Source organism: Paraburkholderia gardini, from assembly GCF_907164575.1.
Classification (GTDB): domain Bacteria; phylum Pseudomonadota; class Gammaproteobacteria; order Burkholderiales; family Burkholderiaceae; genus Paraburkholderia; species Paraburkholderia gardini.
Genome location: NZ_CAJQYY010000001.1, coordinates 79,842 through 92,302, shown reverse-complemented (window position 1 = coordinate 92,302; position 12,461 = coordinate 79,842). Strand labels below are relative to the sequence as shown.

9 protein-coding genes are annotated in these 12,461 nt (G+C 65.1%); 1 reads left to right on the top strand and 8 read right to left on the bottom strand.

Annotation, left to right across the window (positions count from 1 at the left end):
• Positions 1–159: 159 nt before the first annotated feature.
• From LPA34_RS00385 to tauA, 5 genes are read right to left on the bottom strand one after another with little or no spacing between them, the layout of a single operon-like run.
• The gene (locus tag LPA34_RS00385) at positions 160–492 is read right to left on the bottom strand and encodes a 4Fe-4S dicluster domain-containing protein (RefSeq protein ID WP_228973740.1); all 333 of its coding nucleotides are present in this window, start codon (positions 490–492) and stop codon (positions 160–162) included.
• On the bottom strand, positions 489–2,066 hold the full coding sequence (locus LPA34_RS00380; protein ID WP_228973738.1) for an FAD-binding protein: 1,578 nt from the start codon (positions 2,064–2,066) through the stop codon (positions 489–491). The genes LPA34_RS00385 and LPA34_RS00380 overlap by 4 nt, the downstream gene beginning before the upstream one ends.
• Entirely contained in the window at positions 2,063–2,926 is an 864-nt protein-coding gene (locus tag LPA34_RS00375) for an ABC transporter permease subunit (protein ID WP_228973736.1), read from the bottom strand. Before LPA34_RS00375 ends, LPA34_RS00380 begins: the two co-directional genes overlap by 4 nt.
• Positions 2,923–3,702, bottom strand: a complete 780-nt coding sequence (locus LPA34_RS00370; protein WP_228973734.1) for a taurine ABC transporter ATP-binding protein — start codon at positions 3,700–3,702, stop codon at positions 2,923–2,925. The genes LPA34_RS00375 and LPA34_RS00370 overlap by 4 nt, the downstream gene beginning before the upstream one ends.
• 9 nt (positions 3,703–3,711) lie before the next feature.
• Positions 3,712–4,716, bottom strand: a complete 1,005-nt coding sequence (tauA, locus tag LPA34_RS00365; protein WP_228973731.1) for a taurine ABC transporter substrate-binding protein — start codon at positions 4,714–4,716, stop codon at positions 3,712–3,714.
• A gap of 312 nt (positions 4,717–5,028) precedes the next feature.
• Here tauA and LPA34_RS00360 point away from each other — a divergent pair, with 312 nt between their 5' ends.
• Positions 5,029–5,790 carry a GntR family transcriptional regulator gene (locus tag LPA34_RS00360; RefSeq protein WP_228973728.1) on the top strand — a complete coding sequence of 254 codons (762 nt, stop codon included), beginning with the start codon at positions 5,029–5,031 and terminating at the stop codon, positions 5,788–5,790.
• Between the two features lie 101 nt (positions 5,791–5,891).
• On the opposite strand, the gene LPA34_RS00355 is transcribed toward LPA34_RS00360, so the two are convergent.
• Genes LPA34_RS00355 through LPA34_RS00345 form a run of 3 tightly spaced genes read right to left on the bottom strand, consistent with a single transcriptional unit; the run spans position 5,892 to position 12,423 of the window.
• The gene (locus LPA34_RS00355; RefSeq protein WP_228973725.1) at positions 5,892–7,073 is read right to left on the bottom strand and encodes a hypothetical protein; all 1,182 of its coding nucleotides are present in this window, start codon (positions 7,071–7,073) and stop codon (positions 5,892–5,894) included.
• 14 nt (positions 7,074–7,087) lie between these two features.
• Positions 7,088–8,218 carry a type VI secretion system protein TssA gene (gene tssA / locus LPA34_RS00350; RefSeq protein ID WP_228973723.1) on the bottom strand — a complete coding sequence of 377 codons (1,131 nt, stop codon included), beginning with the start codon at positions 8,216–8,218 and terminating at the stop codon, positions 7,088–7,090.
• A complete protein-coding gene (locus LPA34_RS00345) occupies positions 8,215–12,423 on the bottom strand; it encodes a type VI secretion system protein (RefSeq protein WP_228973721.1) in 4,209 nt (1,402 codons plus the stop codon). The genes tssA and LPA34_RS00345 overlap by 4 nt, the downstream gene beginning before the upstream one ends.
• Between the last annotated feature and the right edge of the window lie 38 nt (positions 12,424–12,461).

Here is a 12,461-nt window from a genome sequence, read left to right as displayed (position 1 = left end):
GCCAGACAGCAAGGATAAGCGAGCGTTTTAGCTATGCTTAGCAGGCGAACGCACAATGAAACAGCGCTTGCGTATCAATCGGCAGGCAGCTTCCCCAACCACCGGCCTTGCTACCGTCTCACGCCCGGCGGAGGAACGCACGCGACCAGCCATCGTCGCTCAGGTCACCCCAATTTCAAAAAGACGATGCGTGAGGTCGGCGCCGGTACCTCCCGCTCTCGCCTTCTGCCAGCCCAGCGCACGGCTATAGCCGCCCAGCAGCGCCCGCTCCTCCAGATCACGCTCGCGAACCTCGACATGGCGATCCGCAAACGGATGCACGAACATTGCATCGACCGGGCAATAAAGCTCACACATGAAGCAGGTCTGGCACGCATCGGGACGGGCGATCACGGGGATGCCCGCGTCGACGACATCAAATACATTCGTCGGGCACACGTCCACACAACGGTTACACGACGTGCAACGCGACGCGCTGATGAGTTCGATCAAGGTAGCATCCCTTCCTGGCTGTAAATGGCTTCAACTGCAACAGGTCCGGCTGTAACGCTCAACGCGTCCGTGCCGGCAATGACCTGCCGGTACGCATGGCGGCCGTTACTCTGCGGGTAGTCCGTGCGCTGATGCAGCGCGCGCGACTCGCGCCGCCGCAGGGCTCCGGTGTACGCAAGCCTGGCGACATACAGCATGGCACGGGCCGACCGTGCCTGAAGAAGCGTCGGGCCTTCCGCGACCGGAGCCCGCGATGCAGCGTCGAGTGCCTGCTGCGCGGACACAAGACCTGCTTCACTGCGAAACAGGTTGGTCCGCAATGACCAGACCTCTCGCACGAGGACCTCACGTGCGACGACCGGGTCAGCGATCCGCAGGATGTCCGGCGGCGGCATGGAGAGTGGCGGCGCGCCCCTCAACGACGTGGCGAAACGACTTGCCGCCTCGCCCGCCCATGCGCCCGTCACGATCGCCCAGGCTGCATTCGGCGATCCACCGCCAGTGCGCCCACCGACAATGGGCTCACGCGATGCCGCATCACCCGCTGCATATAGCCCGGCAACACCGGTCGCACAATCCCGGCCCGTCAGACGGATCCCGCCCGTGCCCCGGACCGTCCCCTCGAGCCGCAGCCCCACCGGGAAACGCTCGCGAAACGGATCGATGCCCATGCGATCGTAAGGCAGGAACGCATTGCTCTGACCGCTGCGCAGCCATCGTTCAACATCGCCGCTCGCCCGGTCGAACACGGCGAACACCGGCTCGTCGACCAGCACTCTCGCTACGGATACGAATGCATCTTCGTCCTCGACGGCGATCTCGCTGCCATCCTGCCTCGAGTAACTGGCCCAGATGAACGGCAGCCCCTTGGTCACCGACGAAAACGCCGCTGAGAGGCCGTACTGGTTCGAGAACTCCATCCCCGAGAACGACGCGCCCACCTCACCGGCGGCAAGGTGGCCGTCGCCCGTGCAGACGTTGGTGCCGAGCGCGCCGCCGAGGAAAGCGCATCCCCCTGTCGCGATCACGGTCGCGCCCGCTGCCACGCGCCAGCGAGCGCCATCGCGGGTTATGCCGTGGGCGCCCGTCACCCTGCCCTCGACCTCGTCGAAGATGAGCCCAAGCATCGGCGAGTGGTCGAGAATCGTCACACCGGCACGCCGGATCTGCTGGCGCATGAACCGCATATAGTCCGGCCCGCGCAGCGTCGCGTAGTTCAGCGTCCCGTCTTCCTTGCGGGGAAACGGATAGCCGAGTTCGCCCAGCAGATGGAGCTGCCGCACCGCGCGCTCCAGCACTGCCCCGGTCCAGCCGCGCTCGCTCAGACCGCCGCCCGAGCGGAAGCGCTCGGCGAAATGTCGCCCGTATTCGGCGGGATCCTTCACATACCAGACGTTATTGTTCGACGCGGCGGCCGCGCCCGAGGTGCCGCAGTAACCCTTGTCGGCCAGCACCACCGCCGCGCCCGCCCGCGCGGCGGTGAGCGCCGCCCATGTGGCAGCCGGGCCGCCGCCCAGCACCAGCACGTCGGCGCGAAGCGAAATATCCTGAGTGCTTCCATGGAGCGCGGTCATGCGTGACCCTCCCATGGCACGAGTGCCTTCTGCAGGCGACGCAGGCCCCATTCGAACGCGGCGGCGATCAGTGCGATCACGACGATGCCCATCACGACGACGTCGGTCTCGAGGAATTGCGCCGCCGACTGGATCATGAACCCGAGCCCGCGCGTGGCGGCGATCAGCTCGGCGGCGACCAGCACCGACCAGCCGATGCCAAGGCTGATGCGGATGCCCGTCAGCACGTCGGGCGCGGCGGACGGCACGATGATGTAGCGGACCAGTTGCCAGCGTGTCGCACCCAGCGCCTGCGCGCCACGCAGCCGGCTCGCCTTGACGCGGCGCACGCCCTGCTGCGTCGCGATCGTCAGCGGTGCAAAAATCGCGAGCCAGATCAGAAGAATCTTCGACGGTTCGCCGATGCCGCACCAGATCACGATCAGCGGAAGATACGCAAGCGGCGGCACCGGGCGATAGAACTCGATCAGCGGATCGGCGATGGCCCTCGCTGTGCGGTTCAGGCCCGTGAGCACACCGAGCGGCACGGCCGTGACGATCGCCAGCGCAAGTGCGGCGAACACGCGCCACAGACTCGCCAGCGTATGCTGCAGCAGCGTCGCATTGCTGGAGCCGTCGACGCTGACGGCGATGAATTTTCGCGCGACCGCCAGAGGCGAAGGCATGAAAACCGGGCTGACCAACTGCAACCGTGTCACTACCGCCCATGCAGCGATCAAGACGCCGACCGTCGCGAGGCTGATATGGTGCGGTCGTAGCCGCACGCGACGCGAAGACTCACGTATGTTGCCCGTCGAAGTGTCGTTGCCCGTCAATCGACGACCGGGCACGATGCCCGTCGAACTGTCGGCCGAGTTCATGGCAGTACCTTCTCATCCGCAAAGAATCCGGTTTCGATCTGGTCGCGCAGACGAACGAATTCCGGATCGTTCTTGATCTCCCGCGACGACTCTCCATCGACGAAGCGCTGGTTGAAACCGGGTTGCCGGACCGAGTCGATACGGCCCGGCTCCCCTCTCATCAATACGAGATCCGTCGCCATGAAAAGCGCCTCGGTAATGTCGTGGGTGATCATCAGCATTCCCTTCCTGTATTGCATCCACAACCGCAACAGATACTCCTGCATGCGCACGCGCGTGAGCGCGTCGAGCGCGCCGAGCGGCTCGTCGAGCAGCAGATAGCGCGGATCGACGGCGAGCGCGCGGGCGAGGCCCACCCGCTGGCGCATGCCGCCGGATATGTTCCAGAGCGGATAGTGCGCGTAGCCGGCAAGGCCTGTCAGATCCAGAAGCGCGGCGACTTTCTCGCGGCGCACGGCGGCCGGCACGCCCGCGAGCGTCAGCCCAAAGCCGATGTTTTCCTCGACGTTCTGCCATGGCAGCAGCGCATCGTCCTGGGATACGACGCCCCGATCCGCACTGGGTCCGATAACCGGCGCGCCATCGATCGTCAGCCGGCCTCTCGACGGCGCGATGAAACCGGCAATCACATTCAGGAGGGTCGTCTTGCCGCAACCGGACGCGCCGAGCACAACCGTGAAGCTGCCGTCCCGCAGTTCGAGATCGATGCCGGACAGAACGGTGTGGCGGCCGTGCCCGGTGTCGAAATCAACGCCGACGGAGTCGATGCGGATCATCTGCCGACCCTACTGGCCAATCGCGCGCTGCACGAACGAAGCCGTCACGGTCGGCCGGTAATCGGGCAGCACGTCGTCGAGCCGTTTCTGTTCCTTCAGGAATTGCGACATGCTGGCAAGCGCGGCGGCCGTGCCTCCGCCGAGGAGCGACGGCGCGGCCTGCTCGCCCAGCAACGGATAAGTCGTCCCATGCAGCAGCGGCGGAACGTCCGCGGGCTCGGAGCCGCTGATGCGCGCGATCGCCGCGACCTGCGGCGAACTGGCCGTCCAGGTGGCGCCGTCCTTCCGGTATTGCGCATTGACCGCGCCGGTCACCCTCGCGAACGTCACGAGGAAGTCGGGATGGGCCTGCGAGAAGTCCTTGCGCGCAACCCACGCGAGGAATGTCGGCGAACCCCACTGACGGACATCCGCGGACGAAATCAGTACCTTGCCGGTCTTCGCGACCTTGCCGAGCGCCGGCTCCCATACATACGCTGCATCGATATCGCCACGCTGCCACGCCGCCGCGATTTCCGGCGGCGCGAGGTTGAGGATCGTCACGCGGTCAGCGGGAATATGCCAGTGCTTCAGCGCAGCCAGCAGGCTGTAGTGCGCGGTCGACACGAAAGGCACGGCGACCTTCTTGCCGATCAGATCCTGCGGCGTTCCGATATGGCTGCCGTCGCGCACGACGAGCGCCTCGGCAGAACCGATCTCCGCGGCCACGAAGAACGTCTCGAGCGGCAGGCCGCGCGTGATGCCCGCGGCAAGCGGCGTGCTGCCGACAAACCCGACCTGCACGTCACCCGAAGCCATCGCCGCGACCACATCGGCGCCGCTATTGAACTTGCGCCAGTTGATTTTCCAGCCGCTCGCTTTCTCATACAGCCCTTCGGCCTGAGCGATCTTGGACGGTTCGATATCGGTCTCATAGCCGATGGTCACGGTAGAACCCGCCGCCAGCGCCGATGAGGCCAGCGTCAAACCCATCACGCCGGCCAGGACGCTTTGCGCCAGTTGCCTGAAAATCATTGAAAATCCCCCGAAGATTGAATGGATGACGCGAGCCGCGACGCACCGCAGGCTGTCGCGGCCGGAGCCGACGTCCGTGAAAACAGCCCACGCCCGTTGCGTCGTTGTTATAACAACGACACTATGCGACGAGTATAGGAACGGACGGTGGCGGCGCAAAGCAACGATTTATGACTTGCTTATCGTGGCCAGAGCTTTGAGGATATGGGCGGTCTTCCACGTCACCGGCATCGAGTGCCATGCGTTTGCGCGTGAGCGCGACGGGCGTGATGCTCAAGCATCCATTTCACCGCTATTGCGACAACCCGACACATGAGCAAAACCGCGACCTCGTCCGCCCCGCTGTATGGACGTATCAGGGAAACACTCCACGCGCGCATTCTCGACGGCACCTATCCGCCCGGTGCCCGGCTGCCCACCGAGCAGGTGCTGTGTGAATCGTTTGGCGCAAGCCGGATCACGATCCGCCAGGCACTGGAGCAGTTGCGGCGCGACGGCTTCGTGTACAAGGTGCATGGTCAGGGCACCTTCGTGTCGGCGCCGCGCGCCTCGCAGAACATCAGCGCACTGCACAGTTTCTCGGAAGCGATGATCCCGATGGGACATCACGTGGCAAACCGGCTCGATGGCGTGCGCTATCTGAAAGCCGGCAAGGAACTCGGCGCACGGTTGCGGCTGAACGCAGGCGAGCGTGTGGCGGAAATCACGCGCGTGCGACTGCTCGACGGCGCCGCGGTCTCATTCGAGCGCACGTATCTCGACGAAGCGCTCGGCAGGCGACTGGCGAACGCCGAGCTCGCCACACGCGATATATTTCATGTGATTGAACAGGACTGCGGTATCCGGATCGGCTACGCGAATGTCGCGATCCGTTCGATCCCGGCGAGCGACGCCGTTGCTGACGCGCTCGCCGTCCCCGTGGGGAGCCCTGTGCTGTGCATCGAGCGGCACGTATTCGATAGTGCCGACGCACCGGTCCTTTTTGAATATCTGAATTTCCGCGGCGATGCCTTCCAGTACCAGCTACAGGTCAAGCGGCCAAAGTCCGCGCGTACCAGAACGGTAAAGCGATAGCAGGCCAGACGGGTTCGAACTGCGGCATACAGTGGCCGTGATCCGGCCCAACCCGTCGGCAAACGTGCTGGAACGAACACCCCCACGCCGCCCGCCTCACATCACGTGATCCGGAACGGCCTGCCATTCGGATCGTTCAGGAAGTCGCTGGCGTAATAGCGATGTTCCTGCTTGACACCGTTGACCCACACGTAAAGATTGACGATCGTCCACTGCAGGTTCAGCCCTTCGCTCGAGAGTACTTCGAGACAGTTGTGGAGGTTGTCGCGCGTGGGCTTGTAGTGACCGCTGTTGTTATCGATAGTGCGCAGCGCACCGTCCTTGATGGTGACGATGCCCGCCGAAATCACGTCCTTGCCGGCATTGAACGATGAATGGTTGAAAAACATCGCACCGCCAAGCGGATCGGCATCCTTGGCATAGAGCGTTCCGTAGTTATCCATCGCATACGCCGTCACGTCCCTGTCTTGCGTCGTGATCCTCTGGTCGTTGCAGTCATGCAGCTTCCCGTCAGCACCGACGATCGCGATGTATCGCAAACGCTCCGACTTGTTCAGATAGTTCACGTCGCCGGACGTCATATTTTGCCGGCCAATCTGGTCGAGAATCTGGAAGTCTTCCATCGTCAGGTTGTGCACGTTCTTCGCGGCAGCCGCCTGTATCGCCTGACGCGCGCCGGGGTCTCGTGGAAGGCCGATGTCCTGGTTGGTGGCGATTCCCCTGCTGACGTAGGTATGAGTGGCGTGCACACCGCTGCCGGAGATCGCCTGCGTTTTACCCGACATCAGATAAGACGTGCGCTCGTTCTGATAATCGGCGCCCATCGGCTGCAACGCCTTGACGTTATTCGCGCGTGCGCCCACCATCGCGCCGGACCCAAGCACGGCCAGTTTGTGCGAGTCGAAATGAATCCGCCCGCGCAAATCTGCCGTCAGAATGCCGAGTGCCTGCAGGCGCGTGTAGAGTTCGCGCAGCGCCTCGGTACCCAGATTGGTGATCGCGGTCCTGCGCGCGATGAACAGCGTTCTGACTTCTTCCGTGCGGGTAAAGGTCGTCGTGCGGAACTCCGACTTGCCCTGTTTCAGCTTGAGCCAGTCCTTGCACGCGAGAACGATCTCGTTGAGGCACGCGATTTCGCGCGTTGCATCGGCCGCACCGTTCATTTCGTCCCAGTACGCCTTCAATGCGGTATCCACCGCCCGGATATTGTTGCCACGCGCCTTGAACCTGGCAAAATTTTTGGCCGTTGCGGTTTTAAAGGTCGGGTATTGCGTGTTCAGCATTTTCTGGATCTCCGTTAATCGAGTCCGAGCATCGACAGGTAGCGCCCAAGGCCGCCCTCTTCGCGCGCCACTTCGCGCATCAGTTCCGGGAGCGGCATGCGCCCCCACACCACGGCACGCCTGAGCAGATAAGGCGTCGGGCTATGCGGTTCCTGCAGCGCCAGATAGTCGGCGATCGTCGCCAGCATCTGGTAAGCGTGATCGCGGCTTGCGATCGTTGTGCCAGCAGCAGCCGTCCTTGCACTCGCAACCGGCGAACCCGGCACGGCAACCGGTGCGTCTGCACCGGATAACGGCACTAAGGCAGTGGCAACCTGCGATGCCGGCGCATCATCTGACTCGTGCATACCTTGCACCCCCTGCGGTCCAAGCAAAACGGTCACCGCACGCCGCAGGCGTTCAAGCGCCGTCGACACCCGCCCAAGGCTTGGCGCTTCGTCACCGAACAGCACATCGACCTGTGCCACCAGCGCGGCCCACTGCCCGCTCGCCTCGTCCAGTTGCCGGTACATATGGATCAGCGCCGCGCGCGCCGGCCGCTGCGCCGCTGCACTGACGATCAGATCACGCGTGAGAACGGCGGCGCCCTCATCGTCCTCCGCGGACGCGGATGCAATCGCGCTGCGCTCCCAGCGATCGAGACTGATCGTCTCAGGCTCGTTCGCGTCGATCACGAGCAACGGCACATGCAATGTCAGCACCTGGGGAAACACCTCGTTTGCCCATGCGAACGGCGCGCAGCGCGGCTCCGTATCGCCATCCTCGATACGCGGATGCGCGCTGTCCCAATAGTGCTGCGCGAACGCCGCCAGCAACCGCGTGCCGGCGAGAAAGCCGTCGATGCCATGCAGGTACGTCCATGCTTCGCACAGCCACGCGGCCAGCTGAAAGTCCTTGCTGCGGTGCTGCAGCGCGTCGCTGCACAGCAACGCGACGCGCTTCCAGTCGGCCTTGACGAGCGGCCGTTCCCAGTCGCCCATCGGCAGTGTGTGGTCGTCTTCCTCGCGCGCCGTGCGGATCGACTGATACAGCGGGTCGTAGCGCAAGGCGACGCCGCCAGGGTCATCACCGGGCAACGGTTCCAGCAGCGCATCGAGATCGACCGGCGAGGTCTCACCCAGGTCCATCGTGGGAATCGCGTTCATAGGGCACTCCATTCGGGCGCTCGTGTCGGAAAACTGCGCGGCCACGGCAGTGGCGTCTTGCGACCGGCGGGCATCAGCGTGAGGCGCAGAAAAACGCGTCCCCGCGAAGCTTTCGGCAGCATCGGCGCATCGGTGGGACTGGCCGTGCCAAGCGGAAATTCGAGCTGCAGCAACTGCGATGCGGCGTCCGCGCGCAGGCTCGAATCCGCCACGCGCTGGCGTGCGATCGCCGTGATCAGTGCCCACGGGTCGTCGAACTGCCACGTCAGCGTGCGGCCATCGGTCGACAGCGCGTGCTGCTTCGCATCGTTGAGCGCGATCAGCGGCGAGTCCTTGGCGAAGCGCAGCGTCAGCACCACCGGCGTGCCGTAGTCCCAATGCAGCGGATGCGGCGCATCGCGCAACGACACGCTTTGAGCGCCGAACGTCACCGTCCAGTCGATCACCTGGTTGCCGGCAATTTCGCCGTCGCGGCTCGCACGGAACTCGACACCGACGTCATAGCCGGTCGGCGCTCCGCTGTCCGACGGATAGAGCGGCGCGAGCAGCGTCTTCACCTGGTTGAAGTTATCGACGAACTGACGCACCGGCACCCCCGCAACGTTGCTCCGCGCGCCTGTCGTACCGCGCGCCTCGGCGAACGTCGTCGAGATCCGCTGATAGCGTTTCAGCACGCCGCCGAGTTCGCCGAAGTCGGCACTGGCGGAGCCGTCCGCGCGGGCGGGTATCGCGCCGCCGAACGGTTGCCGCCCGGCGACGGTCTGGTTGAACGCCGTCGAAAAATCGCCCCATTGTTGCCGCAGGTCGAACGTGTAGCCCCGGCTGCAGGTGGCCAGCAGTTTGTCGTAGAGCTGCGCATGCCGCTGCGCGAAGTAGTCGTCGCCGCCGCTCGCGGAAGGGCGCGCGACGAACTTCTCCATGCAACCGCCGGCGCCCGGCTCCGCCGCGACCGTCTGCACGAACTGCTCGAGACCCAGCAGGCTGCTGTTGGGATTTTTCAGCTGGTAACGCTCCAGATCGCGATTGATGGCCTGCCAGCGCTGGGCAAGCGGTGTCGCGAGATCGGTTGCGTCGAGCGCGGCCAGATAAAGCGATGCTTCATGACCGAGCGCCAGCGCGCGTGCCGACTGCTGCGCGAGGTACGGCGCGAGTCCCGCTACATCGGGCACGCCGAAGGCGGCAAGCACCAGCGAATGCGCCGGCCGCACGCTGTCGTACACCGCTGGCCGCGTTGCGTAGAGCTCGGATTGCGTCAACGCATCGTCGACCGCGCGCAGATGCGCGAGCGCGTCGTGCGAGACGAGCGTGTCCAGATCCTCGATGCGCGCGTTCGCGCCCATCTCGGCCAGCATCGCCTTGATCTTGACGAGCCGCGCATTGGCCGCGTCGAAACTCGCGCTGTCCGGATCGCCCTGCACGGGCGTAACGGTCGCCGCGGCAGCGATGGCGTCGGTCGCGAGGCGCGCGAACTGCGTATCGAGCGCCTGCCCGATCGCCGGCTGTGCGGATGCCGGCAAACCGGTGAGCCCCTCCGCGAGGAAGCGCTTGCGCATGTCGCCGAGCGTCAGCGCCTTGTCGAGTTGCGCGCGGTCCCACACGATCATCGAACCATCAGGCAGGAGCGGCAATGCGAGATCGCGCGGCGCGGCCATGAACGGCTGGTTCAGGAGTGCCGTCAAACCGTCGCGAAGTGCAACGCGGCCGGGTGCGAGCGCGTAGCGGCCATCCTTGTCGAGCCACACCACTCCGCTATCCGGTCCGCCGAAGCGCTGCGCCAGCTCGCTTCTGAACACCTGGAACGCTGTCGCCGAGCGCTCTCGATCCTGCGCGACGATATCGGCGCCGATCAGGCGGTTCTGCGCAGCCTGTGCGAACGTGCGCTCGTAGACCGGACCTGGCGAGAACTGCTCGCGCCGCATCCATGCGCCCTTGCCGGAGGCGAGCAGATCCTGCTGCGCATTGATCCCCGCGACGATGGAACGGTAATCCGCCGTGATCTGGCCAAAATCGCCGCCAGCCGTATCGGCGAGCGACAGGTTGCCGAGATGGTCCGTCACCGCGCGCTCCGCGACGAGCAGCGCATTGTTCTTGAAGAGCCGGTCGTCGAGTCGTTGCATGCCCTTCTCGAACGTGCAGCGCAACGGCGGTTGCAGGATCGCCAGCCCGACACCGGCCGAGGTGGCGGCGTCGCCCGCGTAGGCCCGGCCGCCATCGGAATCGCGATAGAAGAACGGCAGGCTGCCCGACACGTTGCCCTGCAGTTCCGCGCCGAGCGTATAGCGCACGACGAGCCGCAGTGCATCGGCATTGCGCGGGTCGGGACGTTGCAGCCTTTGCAGCGCCCGCAATGCCGCGTCGAGCTGATCGAGCGAGCCGACGTATCGCTGCATGGCCCGCAAGTCGGGCAGATCGTCGACGGAAAGACTGCCTGCCGATCGCTGAACGGCGTCCATGCCGTCCGGCGCGGCGCAGTCGTCCCCGGTGATCAGCTGTCCGGTGGACGGGTCGCGACCGACGCCCGTGAGCTGGCTGACGCGCGCCAGCAGTTCACGCTGGATCGCCGTGACGGCGACGTCGCCGAACGCATGCTCGAAGCGGTCCCGAACGCGAAGGTCGAGATCGTCGAACATGCTCCACGAACCTGGCATGAAGAAGGACGACGACGTCTCGGCCGCGAGCCGCTGGTTCATCGCAATCAGCGAGAGCGCTTCGCGCCGGTACCAGTCGGGCGACAGGTCCTGCGCGTGCTGCGCGGCCATCGCGCGCTGCTGCCCGACAGTGTGCAGCTCGTCCAGTGCCGTCACCAGTTCCGCGTTACGGTGGTTCAACTGCCAGGTCGCCGCGATCAGGCCGATGCCCCAGCCGCCGAGCAGCACGATACCGCCCCAGCGCAAGGCCCGATGCACCATCGGACGCGACAGATGTTGCGAACGCGACGGCCGGGTGAGCCCATATTCAGCGAAAATCTTCTTTTCGAACAGATCGCGCAGAAACGCCGGCTGAAGCATCAACTCGTCGAGGATGTCGCCCGCCGCGTCACGCTCGCCGTCTGCCCTGAATCGCGGTTCGGCGTGATCCGCGCGCTCGCCGTACAGAACCACGGCATCGCGGCTCTGCGGATCCTGTGCGCCGCTGTCGTCGCCATAAGGCACGAGGCCAGCGCCGGGACCTTGGACGACACCGGCTGCCCCGCCCGGAACCGTGGCCCCGCCCTGCGCGATTTCGCTGCTGTCACCGGTGAGATAGATACCGCGAAAGAAGAACGGCTCGTGATACGCGCTCGGACGCAGCAGTTCTTCCACATACCGTTGCAGCTGCGCGCGCAAGCCTTCGATGCGCGACGGCAGCATCAGAAACTGGCGTGCATCCTGATCGCCCGGTGCGAGCGCGAACAGTTCGGCGGTCGCATCCGATACCGCGCCCGTCATGCAGGCCATCGCGGTGTCGATCCAGTCCGGCTGATACGTGGTGGACAGATCGTATGGCGACGACCAGCCGAGCATGCTGGAGCGCATCGACTCGGGCAGCGCCCGCGCGAACGCCGCGAAACCGGGCAACGCTTCACAGCCGGTCACCACGACGTACACCGCGAAGCGGACCGCAAAGCGGTTTTGCGCGAGCCACAGCCGGCGGTGCGCGAGCTTCGCGCGCCGCACCAGTTCGAGCTGCGCATCGGTATCGCCGGCCAGCAGCATATCCGCCGGCACGGTCACGACGACGCTGTCGAACGGCCGTTGCGGACGATAGTTGCGGCAGAGACCGAGGAACTCATCCCACGGTTTTTCGTCGCCGTCGTCGTCGGGCGATCCCAGCCACGCGGCCTTGATGTCGATCACCACGCCGCGATCAAAGAAGTTCCACGCGATGCCCTGCGTCGACGCCGCGTTGGCCGCATCGGAACCCAGCGCGCTCGCCACGCCGGATTGCGCGATCGGCAGCGGCTGCCGCTCGTCGTCTTCGTTGAGCACCATGATCCACGGCACGTTGTAGCGCTCGGCGCGCGACGCGATATTGCCCTCGATCAGTTCGACTGCCTGACGGAACGCCGTGCGCAGCGAATCCGATCGCAGGCGCACGATCTTGCGTTCGCCCTCCGGTTTGGTTCGCGCGCCATGCGCGGCGAAGTAAAGCACCGCGCCCAGCACGATGCAGACGACCAGCGTCAGAACGCCGATCGATAACAGGAAGAGATTGCTCGTCAGCATCGCCGGCCTCCGGCATGCCTTGCGTCACAGATGTGCAT